Annotated in this window: 14 protein-coding genes, 1 other RNA gene and 1 CRISPR repeat array; all 15 genes read right to left on the bottom strand. The window is 43.5% G+C overall.

From position 1 onward, the window contains the following. Positions 1–4: 4 nt before the first annotated feature. Positions 5–1285: a replication-associated recombination protein A gene (locus tag M3079_RS00630; RefSeq protein WP_249076613.1), complete on the bottom strand. Its 1281-nt coding sequence runs from the start codon at positions 1283–1285 to the stop codon at positions 5–7. A 3-nt stretch (positions 1286–1288) separates the two neighbouring features. Then, positions 1289–1978, bottom strand: a complete 690-nt coding sequence (locus M3079_RS00625) for a tRNA threonylcarbamoyladenosine dehydratase (protein ID WP_021716892.1) — start codon at positions 1976–1978, stop codon at positions 1289–1291. A 14-nt stretch (positions 1979–1992) separates the two neighbouring features. Further along, positions 1993–2179, bottom strand: a non-coding RNA gene (ssrS, locus tag M3079_RS00620) — 6S RNA. A gap of 113 nt (positions 2180–2292) precedes the next feature. After that, positions 2293–2854: direct repeats of the CRISPR family, unit length 36 nt; unit sequence GTGTAAGTTTATCAATATCCAACAGAGTACTAAAAC. Positions 2855–2882: 28 nt separating this feature from the next. Then, entirely contained in the window at positions 2883–3191 is a 309-nt protein-coding gene (gene cas2, locus M3079_RS00615) for a CRISPR-associated endonuclease Cas2 (RefSeq protein ID WP_283162404.1), read from the bottom strand. 7 nt (positions 3192–3198) lie between these two features. After that, positions 3199–4095: a type II CRISPR-associated endonuclease Cas1 gene (gene cas1 / locus M3079_RS00610; RefSeq protein WP_249076611.1), complete on the bottom strand. Its 897-nt coding sequence runs from the start codon at positions 4093–4095 to the stop codon at positions 3199–3201. Beyond that, complete coding sequence (cas9, locus tag M3079_RS00605) at positions 4056–7208, bottom strand: type II CRISPR RNA-guided endonuclease Cas9 (protein WP_249076610.1); 3153 nt, start codon at positions 7206–7208, stop codon at positions 4056–4058. The genes cas1 and cas9 overlap by 40 nt, the downstream gene beginning before the upstream one ends. Before the next feature lie 383 nt (positions 7209–7591). After that, entirely contained in the window at positions 7592–8035 is a 444-nt protein-coding gene (locus M3079_RS00600) for a GatB/YqeY domain-containing protein (protein WP_021716893.1), read from the bottom strand. A gap of 15 nt (positions 8036–8050) precedes the next feature. Beyond that, positions 8051–8227, bottom strand: coding sequence for a 30S ribosomal protein S21 (gene rpsU, locus M3079_RS00595; protein ID WP_021716894.1), 177 nt, complete (start codon positions 8225–8227; stop codon positions 8051–8053). Positions 8228–8345: 118 nt separating this feature from the next. Continuing rightward, complete coding sequence (locus M3079_RS00590) at positions 8346–8681, bottom strand: histidine triad nucleotide-binding protein (protein ID WP_249076609.1); 336 nt, start codon at positions 8679–8681, stop codon at positions 8346–8348. Positions 8682–8778: 97 nt separating this feature from the next. Continuing rightward, positions 8779–10092: a tRNA (N(6)-L-threonylcarbamoyladenosine(37)-C(2))-methylthiotransferase MtaB gene (gene mtaB, locus M3079_RS00585; RefSeq protein WP_249076608.1), complete on the bottom strand. Its 1314-nt coding sequence runs from the start codon at positions 10090–10092 to the stop codon at positions 8779–8781. Positions 10093–10094: 2 nt separating this feature from the next. Then, entirely contained in the window at positions 10095–10829 is a 735-nt protein-coding gene (locus M3079_RS00580) for a 16S rRNA (uracil(1498)-N(3))-methyltransferase (protein ID WP_021716897.1), read from the bottom strand. Next, positions 10829–11767: a 50S ribosomal protein L11 methyltransferase gene (prmA, locus tag M3079_RS00575; RefSeq protein ID WP_249076607.1), complete on the bottom strand. Its 939-nt coding sequence runs from the start codon at positions 11765–11767 to the stop codon at positions 10829–10831. Before prmA ends, M3079_RS00580 begins: the two co-directional genes overlap by 1 nt. Before the next feature lie 360 nt (positions 11768–12127). Beyond that, positions 12128–13282: a molecular chaperone DnaJ gene (dnaJ, locus tag M3079_RS00570; protein WP_249076606.1), complete on the bottom strand. Its 1155-nt coding sequence runs from the start codon at positions 13280–13282 to the stop codon at positions 12128–12130. A 22-nt stretch (positions 13283–13304) separates the two neighbouring features. Next, a complete protein-coding gene (gene dnaK / locus M3079_RS00565) occupies positions 13305–15149 on the bottom strand; it encodes a molecular chaperone DnaK (protein ID WP_249076605.1) in 1845 nt (614 codons plus the stop codon). Positions 15150–15193: 44 nt separating this feature from the next. Then, positions 15194–15796 (bottom strand): nucleotide exchange factor GrpE, encoded by a 603-nt coding sequence (grpE, locus tag M3079_RS00560; protein ID WP_249076603.1) that lies wholly within the window; start codon positions 15794–15796, stop codon positions 15194–15196. Positions 15797–15798: the final 2 nt, after the last annotated feature.

Below are 15798 nucleotides of genomic sequence, written 5' to 3'. Positions count from 1 at the left end.
TTAATTAATTTTTCTGTTTGTCATGCAGCGCTTTTTCCGCGCCAATGTCCTTCGGGAAGTAATATTTGTGCCCGATAAGTTCATCAGGCATATACTGCTGCTGTACCCATCCGCCGGGGTAATCGTGCGGATATTTATAGCCCGTTCCGTGCCCCAGCGCACCTGCACCGGGGTAATGCGCGTCGCGCAGATGTTTGGGTACCGTGCTCTGCACCGCACGAGCTTCTTCACGCGCACTGAAAATTGCCGTGCAGCAGGCGTTGCTTTTTGGGGCGTTTGCTATATAGCACACGGCCTGCGCCAACGGCAGCTGTGCTTCCGGCAGGCCTATAAAATGGGCAGCCTGCGCCGCGGAATTAGCCACAACCAGCGCCATCGGGTCAGCATTGCCCACATCTTCTGCTGCGCAGATAACAATGCGCCGCGCGATAAAACGCACGTCCTCGCCGCTTTCCAGCATCTCTGCCAGATAATGCAGCGCCGCATCAGCGTCACTGCCGCGCATGCTTTTTATAAACGCCGATACCGTATCGTAATGGCGGTCGCCCTTTTTATCGTAGCGCTTAAAAGCGTCACCCATTACGCTTTTAAGCACCGCGCCGTCAATCGTTTTTACGCCGTCCGGCAGCATAAATTCTGCCTGTTCCAAAAGGTTCAGCGCCACGCGCGCGTCGCCGCCGCAAAAATCAGCCAACGCTTCCAGTGCCTCGTCCGTCATGGCAAGCCCCTGCCTGCCGTAGCCGTTTTCCTTATCTGTCAGCGCCTTTTGCAAAATCTTTTTAACGGCGTTTTTATCAAGCCGCTCCAGACGGATAATTTTCATCCGCGACAAAAGCGGCGCATTTACTTCAAAAAACGGGTTTTCCGTGGTTGCGCCGATAAGAATAACCGTGCCGTTTTCCACATACGGCAAAAGCACATCCTGCTGAGCCTTGTTAAAGCGGTGTATTTCGTCGATAAAAACTATCGTGCGCCCCATGCCGCTGTACAAAGCGTCACGCGCTTCGCCAATCAGCCTGCGCAGCTCCGGCACACCGCTCGATACTGCATTAAGCGCAACAAAACGGCTTTGCGTCATATTGGCAATAATATGTGCCAGTGTTGTTTTGCCTGTTCCCGGAGGCCCGTAAAACAACAGCGGCTGCAAAGCGTCGCGCTCAATCATCCGCCGCAGCGGGCTGCCCGGCCCAAGCGCTTTTTCCTGTCCGGCAAAATCGCTTAAGCGCCGCGGGCGCATGCGGTCTGCCAGCGGTTTGGTAATTGTTTGTGCAAATAAACTGTCCATATTTTAATCCTGCCCGGCAATTATTTTTTGTACAATATGCGCAGCCATCATCATACCGGCGCAGGCAGGCACAAACACCAGGCTGCCCGGCACGCTGCCTTCAATAAAGCGCTGCGGTTCTTCATGAGAATATACAACGGTAATGCCTTCGGTAATACCGGCGTCGCGCAGTTTTTTGCGCATGCTGCGCGCCAGCGGGCACACGCTTGTTTTGCTGATATCCGTAATTTCCAGCATTTCCGGGTGCAGCTTGTTGCCCGTGCCCATAGCCGATACCACGGGAACATTATGCCTGTAAGCCTCTATTAAAAGGTCTGCTTTCGATTCCGTGCTGTCGATAGCGTCGGCAATAAAATCAAAACCGTCCACAAAAAGGGTTTCAAAATCACCAGGCCTGTAAAAATCCTTAATAACCCTTATGCGGCACAAGGGGTTAATATCGCGCAGGCGCGCGGCCATAACATCGGCCTTAAACTTGCCGATAGTGCTTGTAAGCGCAGGCAGCTGGCGGTTAATATTGCTTGCTTCAACGGTATCATTATCCATAATTACAAAACTGCCGACACCGGTGCGGCACAAAGCCTCCGCCACATAAGAACCAACGCCGCCAAGGCCTATAACAGCAACTCTGGCGGCATTTAATTTTTCAACGGCCTTGGGGCCGATAACCATTTCTACACGTGAAAGCTCCATGAGTCCTCCAAAAAAATTTCCCCGCAATGCCGTCCTGCCCAATGTTTTGAACCTGCATGTGCAGGTGGGTGCCCTCCCGCCTACCGCAAAAGTCCCCTCGAGAGGGCTTGTTTTTAATAGGCGGAGCTCAAATTCCGGGCTCCCTAGGTAAGTGTGTTGGCTCAAAACTAAAAGGCAATGTAACGAACACCGCAGGGGAATTTGCTCCATTTATAAGACCGGCTTCTGCCAATCTCTTTACATATACTATAACAAAATTTGCCTTAAATCACAAGTGGCAAGCAGTTTAAAAACAGAAAAATACACGGTAATCATAACAACATTATCAATATCCAACAGAGTACTAAAACCGTGTTACCGGCATTTATCCGAAAAATACCGGTGTAAGTTTATCAATATCCAACAGAGTACTAAAACTGCCAGAAAATGCAATATTTACTCCGCCCGGTGTAAGTTTATCAATATCCAACAGAGTACTAAAACAGCGTACTACATAGTTTTCTGTGACATCTCGTGTAAGTTTATCAATATCCAACAGAGTACTAAAACTTGTGTGGCACAGAGCATGAGCATTGGGCAGTGTAAGTTTATCAATATCCAACAGAGTACTAAAACCGAAAATTGCCCTTACTCTGCGGCCATGGCGTGTAAGTTTATCAATATCCAACAGAGTACTAAAACTTAGGGCGTGGCGGTACGCCTGTTTACAGCGTGTAAGTTTATCAATATCCAACAGAGTACTAAAACGTAATAAGTGGTGAGCGTGTATTGGTTAGTGTAAGTTTATCAATATCCAACAGAGTACTAAAACTAGGGTGTGGAATGCCAGAACAATTTGCAGTGTAAGTTTATCAATATCCAACAGAGTACTAAAACCTTAACTTTATTTTACACCACTATCAGGTTACAATTCAATTAAATCTTCAGTTGTTAAAAGATTTTCCGTCGGTGTTTTTTCACCAAGCATAATAATCATACCGGCATACTGTTTTTCTGTAACCTGCAATACACGCACCGAGCCTACTGGCGGCAAAATTGCTTTAACTTTGTTTATATATTTTCTGGCATCATCGTTATTGCGCGTTATCCTGCTGTAAACAGAAAATTGCAGCATATCAAACCCAAGTTTTATTAAACCTGTACGGAAATGCAGATATTCTCTTTTATCTTCTGTAGTTGCGGTTGGTAAATCAAACATTACTATAATACGCATAAACCTATTATACAAATTTTTCTCCTATTATTGGTATTATCAGTTTATTAACATCAGCATTATCAATGGCTGTCGTTAAACTTGCTATATATTTATCAACCGCATTATGTACTTTCATTATTTTATTACCGCATGCTATATCTCCGTTTATAATATTGGCAAGCCCTATTTTATTATTTTTTGTCAAAGTATCAACTAAATCCTCATTATTTTGCCAAACCCATATATCCGCTAACGGACGTAAAGGTTCCATTAAATCATCCGCAAGATTAAATGGATTGGTTTCACTAATATGATGTATACCCAAAGCACAATTATAACCATAAGCACACAGCGAGCGCGCCACAGATGAACGGATAACCGCATAACCATAATTAAGCGCTATATTGATTATGTCGTTTTCAAACCTAATAAAATCACAACCATAAAAATTTCTAAAAAACATTTTGGCAGCAATGCCCTCACGGTTACCTGTATCACCGCTTAATACTTCTTGTGCTAATTGCTGCATACGCTCGCAAACCTTTGTGCCTGTACCACTCATTTTTAACGCTGTACCCTGATTTATAATTTTTGCCTTAACAATACGCTGCCACAGTAAATTTTTAAATGCATCCGTTAAAGCAATTTGCTTTTTTAATACACCATAAGGCTTATAATGCGTATTTATTGGCAAAAGGTTAGAACACGGCAAATGTGTATCATCGCAAAGTATGGCATTAATGCCATACTTTGCCAGTTTTTGCAAGGCATACGCCGATATATTAATATACACATTATCTATGAAAAGATTTTTAATATCACTTAAAGGAACTTTTTTAACAGTATCTCCATAATTAATAAGCAGCCACTCATCTTTAACCGTTAAATATTGTCCTTTAGTGATAAAAACGGTACGGAACATTTAATTTCACCGCCAATTTTACCAAGTATATCAACGTAATATTTTTTTATAATATCTTTTTTAGAAATTGTTTTATCTTCAATTAAATTGTTATTATTATTTTTGCAATAAATTCTATTTGCTTTAGCACTTTTTATGCTTCTGTAATAACCGCTAAATTTAATGCCTCCAACATTATCAATTATTTTAATATAATCATTAGCAAATAAATACATAATATGTTTCTGATAATCTTCCGGATAAGGAGTTATAAGATGTAATTTTTTATTTTTCTTTTTCAAATCAACATATCTTATTCCCCGTAAAATAGTTTGATTTTTATTATTTTTATACAGTTCTGCACAATAATATTCTTTTGTGTCCAAAATATTGGCATTTCCAAAACTGTCAATTTTTTTGATATAAGCACCATCTGTTTCGTTTTTCCTCAGTGGATTATCTTTTGTTACTTTACCCTGATATTTTTTGTTTTGCTTGTACGAAACAAGTACCGGTTTTATAGTATCGGCAAAAACTGCATCATCTTTATAAAAAGCCTTTAAATTTTTATAAAACTGTTCTTCACTTACATCCTTATAACATTCAAGACTGTTGTCCCACAAACGTATATCAGTTTCATCTGCTATATTTCTTATCATAGCAGGTACACGGCTGTTTGGTGTTGCCAAAAGCTTTTCGGCATATTCTTTATTAAAGCCGTAATATTTAACCATTTTATTGACTGCTTTACCTAAATAAGTTAAATACTCTTCGCTTATACGCTTATGATAATCTTTATAAATTCGGTCAAGCTTAATTTTATCACTGGCAATCTCAAGATATGCAGGTGTTAAATTTGCAATTACTATAGCGTCTGCTGCGTGATGTAAATTATTATCCCTGTTTTTCTGCTCATCACCCCATGTTTTTTTATTAAGCCATAACCTTCTCATTCTTGAAGTTATTATGCCTTTTACACCAAACACATTTTTTGCCTTACCACTGCTAAACAACAAATTAGCAGATAAATAATTTACCAAAAACCTTGTAATATACCTTGTATCGTTAATGTTTCTGGATTTCCATTCTGAAAGCAAATCTCTGTTGCCATATAAATTAGATAAGGTTAAATATTTATATTTTTTAATGCTTATCTTCTTTTTCTTAAATAAAGTATTAACCCGTTTTAAATAATCCTCTTTGTCCGCACTGCTTAAATAGCCCAAAGGTACCTGCTGCCCTTTTTGCTGCCTGTTAACGCCTAAATTAACCAGCGCTTTATTTTGTAAAGTATCATCTAAAATAAGAGAAAAAGGCACTATATGGTCAACATCATAAATACCGCTTAATATTTTTTCTATAGGAATGACATCACCCGTATATAAATCTTTGCCTTCCTGTTCTTCCCATAAACGGTATCTTTCAATATCGAAAGGCTTTACTTCTCCTTCTTTACGCAGGCCGAGTTCAATTAACTTATTTGCAATTTTATCTTTTTCTTTTTTGTTATCATTAATACGTTTGATAATTTTAGCACGTTCTTTAAAACTGCGTCCCAAATCATTGGCAACCTCTATATTAATATATTCAGGCGAACCATACTTTCTAATAAGCTCATTTAAAATTTTACGTGTTTCATTTACAGCTTTAAAAATAACTGCGTTCTTTACAAGTTCTTCGTCAACTTTTTTATCAAACGGTGCAAGATATTTTTGTTTTTCTATATCAGGCAAAGCATTTTCTCTTTCTTTCAGCATGCGTGCCTGAAAATTACCGTAAGTTTCTCCACGCTTAAAGGCTTCGATTGCTTCAATCATATACTTTTCGCATACGCTTGCTGTACCACCAAATTTTTTGCGGATAACTTCTTTCTGTAATTTTTCGTTCCATCCTTTTGCTTTTAACGCTCTTATTCTGCGTGCCGGTGTAATATTTTCGGACAACAATAAACATAATTGATGTAATTTTGAAGGATTGTTAACATCAAACTGATTTTCTTTTATTAATTCTTCATATTTATAACCAGCATTAGTTAAAATTGCCTTCAACAGTTTTAATGTTTTAGTTGTGTCAGGTACTTTAACTTCAAGTTTACCTGGTTTACGCATTTCTAATTTATATGGTTTTAAAATATTTTTTATATCATTTTCTGTTATTGAAGCATTTGTAAGAGAAGTATTAATTATCTCTTTCGCAACATTTTCAGGTAATAAAATTTCCCCTGTTTCCGTATTTACAAACGAAAGCTGCGACAAGCAATTTACCAATGCATAAATATCAGCTATAACAGTACTTCTATAAGCTCTTTTTTCATCTTTGTAATACATGCACTGACCAATACTGTCAATAAAGCCCATAAATCTTCTGGTTTTATCGTCTTCGTTGCCAGGTCCTGTTTCAAAATCTCTTTGAGCAAAGACCATATCATCGCAAATAATTCTAATATTATTTGCTGTAAGCTGCGGATAATATTCACTTTGTTTATTTAAAATATCTTCCAGTTCTTTTTTTACAAATTCTCTTTTAATTAAAATATAACGCTTTGCATTTTTATGGTTGCGATAATCAGCAAAAGATGTTTCTGTTTTAAAAACAGGGGCATTAATTAACATTTCTGCAACGGATTTATACCCACCGGATTGATAAATTTCATCAAAATTAGCCAAACCGCCTTCATTTTTTTGCAGTTCATCTTTATCGGCATTGTCTTTTTTAGAATCGTCACCGTAAAATTCACGATAACCACGCCGGTTACAAATATGGATAATGCAATCCAAAATTTCTTCAGGTGTTAGTTTTTCATTTAAACCTTTTATTCTTGTTTGCAGGACATTTTGATTACCATTTTGTTCCTGCCATTCTTTCAATTGTACTTCATTCATTAATTTTATTTTTAAAAAGAATTTTTTTATACGTTCTTTACGGTGTTTTCTTCTGCGAAGCAAACGGCGTGTACTTCTATATTCCCGTCTTTCCTGCGCATTACTTGCTTTTTGGCGGATATTTTCACCGGAATTAAATAATCTTACGCCTATATCTTCTATACGCGCATCTAAATTATTTGTTTTGGAAATAACGGCATAACCAACTGAACCAATACCAATATCCAAACCTATCCCATATTTTCTTTCCATAGCAATTCTCCTTATTATATTATATTGACACGTAGCTTGACCAATGTTAAAATAAATACAAATTAGAATTACTGTTGTGTAGGTTTATCAATATCCAACAGAAAACCATTTATTGCAAACTTGTAAGTTTATCAATATCCAACAATAGTTCTAAGATAAGGCTATTTATGCCGTAGGGTACGGCGGTATCCCGTTAATCCGCCTTTAAGCCATTGCTTTGCAATGGCTTATTTATATTTTACCGTAATTTATTTTTACAGTAAATAAATATTGACATTTTTATGAAATGAAAAAGGGGAGTGGTATTAATCACCATTCCCCTTTTTTCAAAAAAATAACAGAGCCTGCGTCTGCAAGCTCTGTTATTAAGCATTGGCTTATACTTACTGTAAAAGTTGTTTTACCATGGCATTAATGCGTTTGCCATCGGCACGGCCACCGGCTTTGGCAATAACCTTAGGCATTACCTTGCCCATGTCCTTCATGCTGGCTGCTCCTGTTTCGGCAATTACTTCCTTAACAAGGCTTTGCAGCTCGTCATCTTCCATTGCGGCCGGAAGATATTTTTGCAGCACTTCAATCTCAGCTTTGGCCTGGTCTATCAGATCGGTGCGTCCTGCTTTCTCAAACTCAGCAAGAGAATCCTGACGCATCTTAACTTCTTTCATCAAAACTGCAATTACTTCGTCTTCAGTAAGTTCTTTTTTGTCATTGATCTCGACATTTTTGATATTGGCACGCGCCATGCGGATGGTTTCCAGCGCCACTTTGTTGTGGGCTTTCATGGCCTGCTTCATATCTTCTGTCAGCTGATCTTTAATTGACATCTGCACGCGCCCCCATTATCTGGATTTACGTTTTCTTGCGGCTTCGGATTTCTTTTTGCGCTGAACGCTCGGTTTTTCATAGTGTTCGCGTTTTCTTACTTCAGAAAGGATGCCGGCTTTTTGGGTAGCTCTTTTGAATCTGCGCAGTGCGCTGTCAAGAGTTTCGTTTTTGCCAACTTTAATTTCTGCCATCTGATCTCCCTCCCTCCACACACTTAGGGAAGTGTATATACAATTTATATGCTTTGAGAATACTCCGAAGCATATAATCTCACCGTCTAATTATACATTACTGTAAGGAGTTTGTCAATCAGCACGGAGGCCAGCCGAGCATTTTACCGCCCAAAAGATGGATATGCAGATGGTGCACGGTTTGTCCGCCTTCGTCGCCGGTGTTAACAACAATGCGGAAGCCTTTTTTGCTTACGCCGAGTTTTTCGCTGAGCATTTTTACTTTGCCCAGCATGTACTTAACAAGTTCCGGGTCTGCCGCAACAATGTTTTCCGTATGTTCCTTCGGAATCATCAGTACGTGTACGGGCGCAGCCGGTGCGGCGTCGCGGATAACAATCATTTTATCGTCTTCATATACTCTTTCGGCAGGAATCTCTCCGGAAATAATACGGCAGAATACGCAGTCGTTCATATTTTTACCTCCTCGCTGTTTAAGGTTGTATTTAATTGGTAACTTATTATAAATTCGCCAAAGATAATAAAATTCCTTTTAAATTATGTTAAATTCTTCAGTCTTTTATAATTTCGCCAAACAGTTTTTCACCGTCAAAGGCCGTTATTTTTACAGGCAGTATTTCGCCGCCCAGATTATGGCCGCCGCTTTTTACAAAAACGCGCTGATAGTTGCCGGTTAAGCCTTCAAAATAATCTTCACCGGCAGGCTGCTCAAACAAAACTTCCGCATTTTGTCCAACCATGGCCTGCAAAAAAGTTTTGTGCATGGTTTCGTCAATTTTGCCCAAAATATCGGCGCGTTCTTTTTTAACGGCTTCCATTACAGCGCCCGCAAATTTTTCGGCAGGCGTGCCTTTGCGCGCCGAAAACGGGAAAATATGCATTTTGCTGAAGCCGCAGCTTTCGGCAAATTTGCAGGTTGTTTCAAAATCAGCTTCCGTTTCGCCGGGAAAACCTGCAATAACATCCGTAGTTATGGCAATATCAGGCACCCTGTTTTTAATATCCGCCAGAAGCGTTTTAAATTTAGCCGTTGTGTACGGCCTGTGCATGGCCTGCAAAACTTTATCGCAACCCGATTGCAGAGGCAGGTGCAAATGCCTGCAAAAACGTGCGTCTTCCTGCATCAGCGTTAAAAGGCGCGGCTCTACCTCCACAGATTCCAGCGAACCGAGGCGCAGGCGCTGCACGCCCGGCACATCAAGAACGGTTTTAACTGCGTCATACAAAGTAGGGCCGTCAGGGTTTTCTTTGCCGTAACAGCCAAGGTGAATGCCGATAAGCACAATTTCCTTAAACCCGGCGCTTATAAGGCGCTGCGTTTCGGTACGGATGCTTTCAAGGCTGCGAGAACGCAGCGGACCGCGTGCATACGGAATAATGCAGTAAGTGCAGAACTGGTTGCAGCCTTCCTGTATTTTTAAAAAGGCGCGCGTTTTATCGGTTATATCGCCTGCTGCCATTTCTTCAAAAGCAGTGCTGGCAGTTAATTTATGCACGGCATCCAGCGTATCGGTCTGCCTGTGCGCAAGGCGTTCTTCCACCAGCTGCACAATCTGCGCGCGGTCCTGGTTGCCAATAATCATATCCACACCGGCAATAGCTTTTACTTCTTCCGCCGCCGTCTGCGGATAGCAGCCGGTAACCACAATCAGCGCATTGGGGTTCTTGCGGATGGCGCGGTGAATGGTCTGGCGCGATTTGCGCTGCCCGGTATTGGTAACAACGCAGGTATTAATAATATATACATCAGCTTCGCCATCGAAACTGACAAGCTGATGCCCGCTGCGCAAAAACAGGTTTTCCATGCTTGCCGTATCGGCCTGGTTAACCTTGCAGCCAAGCGTATAAAATGCAATTTTTGCCATTTTCAGCCTCCCAGTTCGTCAAATTCGTATAAAACGGCACTTAAAGCTGTAAGCCCGGCCGTTTCGGCGCGCAAAATGCGCCTGCCAAGCGACACAGGCACCGCTCCGCCGCTGCGTGCTTTATCAAGCTCAGCTTCGCTGATGCCGCCTTCCGGGCCGATTATAATTAATATGCTGTCTGTCTTTAAATTGCTTTGCAGAACCTGTTTAAGACCCTGCCTGTCCTCACATTCGTAAGCAATTATTTTAGTTGTGCAGTCACATTCAGCCATCAGTTTATCAATAGCTGCAACCTCCGCAATTTGCGGAATAATGTCGCGCTTGCTCTGCTTGGCTGCGCTTTCGGCGATTTTTTGCCAGCGCTGGCATTTTTTGGCAGCCTTCTCGCCGTCATAACGCACAACGGAATGTTCCATTGCCAAAGGCACAATGCGGCTTACGCCGAGCTCCACCGCCTTTTGAATGATAAAATCCATCTTTTCGCCTTTTACAAGCCCCTGCGCCAGTGTAATCTTTACCGCAGGCTCATGGCTTTCGGCAATAACTTCAAGGCATTTTACAAGCGTCTGCCCGGGCGCAGTTTCAGTGATTTCTGCAAGGGCGGTTACGCCGTCGTCGCTCACAATCTGCACCTTTTCGCCCGGCTTCATTTTAAGCACGGTGTAAATATGGCGTGCGTCAATGCCGTCTATCATCATGTTTTCCGCATAAGGGCGCGGAATAAAAAATCTGTGCATTAATCCTCCAGTGCCATCAGCATGGCAACCCAGCCGCCTTTATGGCGCGTGCTGATAATCTTCAGCCCGCTGGCTGCAGCAGCCTGTTTAATATCGTCTTCACGTTCTTCTATAATGCCGCTGGCAAGAAACTTGCCGTCCGCTTTAAGCTTTTGAGCAACATCCGGCAGCAGCATAATAATAATATCGGCAATAATATTGGCAATAATCACGTCGGCCTTGCCTTCCGTGCCGTGCAGAAGGTCGCCTTCTTTAACTGCAATAACTTCGCTCAGGCCGTTTCCGGCAATGTTTTCTTTGGCAATGCGCACGGCGTTGGCGTCAATATCTACGGCAACAATGCTTTTGGCGCCCAGTTTGGCAGCCGCAATGCTTAAAATACCGCTGCCGGTGCCAACGTCAAACACCTCCGCCTGCGGCGTAATAATTTCTTCCAGGTATTCCATGCACATGCTTGTTGTATGGTGCGTGCCGGTGCCAAAGGCCATGCCGGGGTCAATTTCAATAACAAGGTCATCAGCCTTGGCGTCGTATTTTTCCCACGAAGGCTTAATAACAAGGTGTTTGCCGATATGGGTTACATGGAAATACTGCTTCCATTCGTTTGCCCAATCCTGCTCGCACAGTGTACGGAACAGCGGATTGCGGAAAACGCATTTTTGCCCGATACGTTCTTCAACGGCTCTAACCTCACGCGAGATAAACTCCAAACGTTCGGAAAGTTTTTCGTCGTCCGGGTAATAAGCAGTTACTGTAACGACCTCGGTATTCTGCTGTTCGGGAATATCGCACAGCTCCCATGTCCCGCTTGCGCGCAGCTGATTAATTAAAAGCGGGTCTTCCATAGCCACACCCTGCGCACCGGCGCTGTATAAAATATCGGCAATCGTGTCTGCCTGTTCATGCGTTGTCTGTAAGCTGACTTCCGTCCACTGCATTACGTTTCACTCCTCAAAAAACTCATAGTAAAAAGATATAAATTTCCGCCTTTTATCTTATCATAACAAGGCCGAAATGTACATTATAAAATCAGTCAATTTATATTTATCACGCCGCGGTTGGTTTTATGTTAAGCGTTACTATATTTGACTTTTTGTGCCTGTTTGCTATAATAATTATAGAAAAACAAACGGCTGCCGATAGACGGTCAGCCGCAAAATTGAAAATCAGTTAACTAAAGTAACGACCGTCAAAGTTTGCAAGGCTCTTGGCGGTCGTTACCGTTTGTAACAGAAAAATATAAAACTGTAAAGATACTAAAAGCGCGCTTCCGAATTTACGGAAACGCGCTTTATTTGTTATTTAAACAAATCTTTAATTTTGTTCAAGAAGCTTTTTTCTTCGGGGTTAATGTTGTCCTTGCTGATATCGGCAAATTTACGCAGCGCGTCTTTTTGCTTTTCGCTCAGCTTTTTAGGCACAACAACTTTTATGCGTACCAGCTGGTCGCCGCGGCCGCCTCCGCGCAGGCTGGGTATGCCTTTGCCTTTCAGGCGCAGCACCTGACCCGGCTGAGTGCCTTCAGGAATCTTCATGGTTACCTGGCCGTCCAGCGTCGGTACTTTTATTTCATCGCCCAAAGTTGCCTGTACAATGTTAATAGGCACTTCGCATAATACAGTGTTGCCGTCGCGTTCAAAGAACTTGTGCGGCTTCACATACAGATATACGTAAAGGTCGCCTCTCGGTCCGCCGCGCATACCTGCTTCGCCTTCTCCGCTTACGCGCAGGCGCGAACCGTCGTTAACACCGGCAGGAATTTTAACTTTAAGCTTTTTGGTTTTGCGCACGGTACCTTTGCCCTTACATTCTTTGCACGGCTCGGTAATAATTTTGCCTTCGCCGTGGCATCTGCTGCACGGGCGTACGTTACGCATCTGCCCGAACATAGTGTTTTGCGTAAAGCTTACCTGGCCTGTACCGTGGCATTCGGGGCAGGTTTCCACCTTGCTGCCCGGTTCAGCGCCGCTGCCTTTACATTTTGGGCATTGCTCGTCACGCGTCAGGTTAATTTCGCGTTCTACGCCGAAAGCCGCTTCTTCAAAGGTAATTTCCATATCGAAGCGCAAATCGCTGCCGCGCTGCGGGCCTGACTGACGGCCGCCTCTGGAGCGCCCGCCGCCGCCAAAGAACATATCAAAAATGTCCTCCATACCGCCGCCCGCGCCGCCGAAGCCGCTGAAATCAAACCCGCCGAAACCGCCCGCGCCGCCTGCTCCGGCAGCGCCGTCAAAGGCTGCATGGCCAAACTGGTCATACTGGGCACGTTTCTTTTCGTCGCTCAAAACACTGTATGCTTCGGAGCATTCTTTAAACTTTTCTGCAGCATCAGGATTATCCTTGTTGACATCAGGATGATACTGACGTGCCAGTTTACGATATGCTTTTTTTATCTCGTCTGCCGTTGCGCTTTTAGAAACGCCCAGCACGTCATAGTAATCTCTTTTTTCCAAGGTTTACACCATCCTAAGCTGATTATTTCTTGTCGTCGTCAACAACTTCTGCGTCAACTACATCGTCGTCGGCTTTTTTAGCGCCGCCTGCGTTTGCTGCACCTGCATTACCGGCTTCTGCACCTTTGGCTGCTTCAGTCTGTTTGTAAAGCTCAGCGCTCAGTTCATACAGCGGTTTGGTAAGTTCTTCGGTTGCTTTCTTAATTGCGTCAACGTCGTCGCCTTTCATTTTTTCTTTCAGGGCGTCCATTGCGGTTTTAACTTTAGCAATCAGTTCATCGCTGCCTTTGCCTTCCATGTCTTTAATGGTTTTTTCTGCCTGATAGCAGAGGCTGTCGGCCTGGTTGCGTGCTTCAACTGCTTCTTTGCGTTTTTTATCTGCTTCGGCGTTGGCTTCGGCTTCTTTTACAAGACGGTCAACTTCGTCTTTATCAAGCGTGCCGGAAGAAGTAATGGTAATCTTCTGTTCTTTGCCGGTGCCGAGGTCTTTAGCTTTTACGTTTACAATGCCGTTAGCGTCGATATCGAAGGTAACTTCAATTTTCGGTACTCCGCGCGGTGCAGCCGGAATGCCGGACAGTTCAAAACGTCCCAGAGTTTTGTTGTCGGCAGCCATGTCGCGTTCGCCCTGCAGTACATGGATATCAACGGAAGGCTGGTTATCGGAATAAGTGGAGAAAATCTGAGATTTGGAAGTAGGAATGGTGGTGTTGCGGTCAATCATTCTGGTGAAAATGCCGCCGGCGGTTTCAATGCCGAGGGACAGCGGAGTTACGTCCAGAAGCAGTACGTCTTTAACTTCGCCTGCCAGTACGCCTGCCTGAATAGCAGCGCCTACTGCAACGCATTCATCCGGGTTAATGCCGCGGTGCGGCTCTTTGCCCATGAATTTTTTAATGGCTTCCTGTACAGCCGGAATACGGGTGGAACCGCCAACCAAGAGTACTTTGTTGATGTCGCTTGCGCTCATGCCTGCATCGGCCATAGCCTGACGGGTCGGGCCCATAGTGCGTTCAACAAGGTCTGCAGTCATTTCTTCAAATTTAGCACGGGTTAAATCCATGTCAAGATGTTTCGGGCCGTCGGCGCCTGCTGTAATAAACGGCAGGTTAATGTTGGTGCTCATTACGCCGGACAGTTCGATTTTAGCTTTTTCTGCTGCTTCACGCAGACGCTGCATAGCCATGCGGTCGTTGGAAAGGTCAATGCCTTCGGCTTTTTTGAATTCGTCAACCATCCAGTCGATAATGCGCTGGTCAAAGTCATCGCCGCCGAGGTGAGTATCACCGTTGGTTGCTTTAACTTCAAATACGCCGTCGCCTACATCAAGGATGGATACATCGAACGTGCCGCCGCCAAGGTCGTAAACCATAACGGTGTGGTCTTCGCTCTTATCAATGCCGTAAGCAAGTGCTGCTGCGGTAGGTTCGTTGATAATACGCAGAACTTCAAGGCCTGCAATTTTGCCTGCGTCCTTGGTTGCCTGGCGCTGGCTGTCGGAGAAGTAAGCCGGAACGGTAATTACGGCCTGATGTACGCTTTCGCCCAGATATTTTTCAGCGTCAGCTTTTAATTTTTGCAGAATCATTGCGGAAATTTCTTCCGGAGAGTATTTTTTGTCGTCAATTTCAACTCTGTAATTAGTGCCCATGTGGCGTTTAATGGAGCTGATGGTTCTGTCCGGGTTGGAAACAGCCTGACGTTTTGCCAGCTGGCCTACCAGACGCTCGCCGTTTTTGGAAAAACCTACAACGGACGGGGTCAGCCTGCTGCCTTCCTGGTTAGTGATAACGGTCGGTTCGCCGCCTTCCATAACAGCTACTACAGAGTTAGTAGTACCTAAGTCAATACCAATTACTTTAGACATGATGTTTTTTCCTCCTCAAATTTACACTGTATAAAGAATGCAACTTAATCGTTGCTTATTACTTTAACTTTGCTGTGGCGGATGATTTTATTGCGCAGCCTGTACCCTTTTTCAAAAACCTGCTCAATGCTTTCATCCTCTAAATCCGGGTTCTGCCCGCGCATTACAGCTTCGTGCAGTTCCGGGTTAAATTTCTGCCCCTCTGCGGGGATTTCTTCAACCTCAAGCTCTTTAAAAGCCTGTTCAAACTGCCGTTTGATTTTTTCCATGCCGGCTACGATAGCAGACATATCGTTTGTAGTTTTTACACTTTGCTCGGCTCTTTCAAAGTTATCGAGCACTTTTAAAAACTTGCCGACAACATCTGCCGTAACGAAGGTTGAAAGCTGTTCGCGTTCGGCAGCATTGCGTCTGCGGAAATTTTCAAAATCGGCCTGCAAACGCATCAGGCGGTTTTGCAGTTCTTCGATTTTTGCATCTTTTTCATCTTTCTGGGGTTCTTCCGGCTTTGCTTCTTCCGATTGTGCGTTTTCTGCATTTCCGGCAGCCGCTTCACCGGCGTTTACCTTTTCTTCAGCGGGCGCTTCAGCATTTTCCGCTGCTCCTTCCGCAGGGTTCTGAGTATCTTTAATATCTTCTGCCTGCATAC

Origin of the sequence: Phascolarctobacterium sp. ET69, assembly GCF_023336935.1 — a bacterium.
Lineage (GTDB): Bacteria > Bacillota > Negativicutes > Acidaminococcales > Acidaminococcaceae > Fusicatenibacter_A > Fusicatenibacter_A intestinipullorum.
This window is presented reverse-complemented; position numbering and strand designations above follow the sequence as displayed.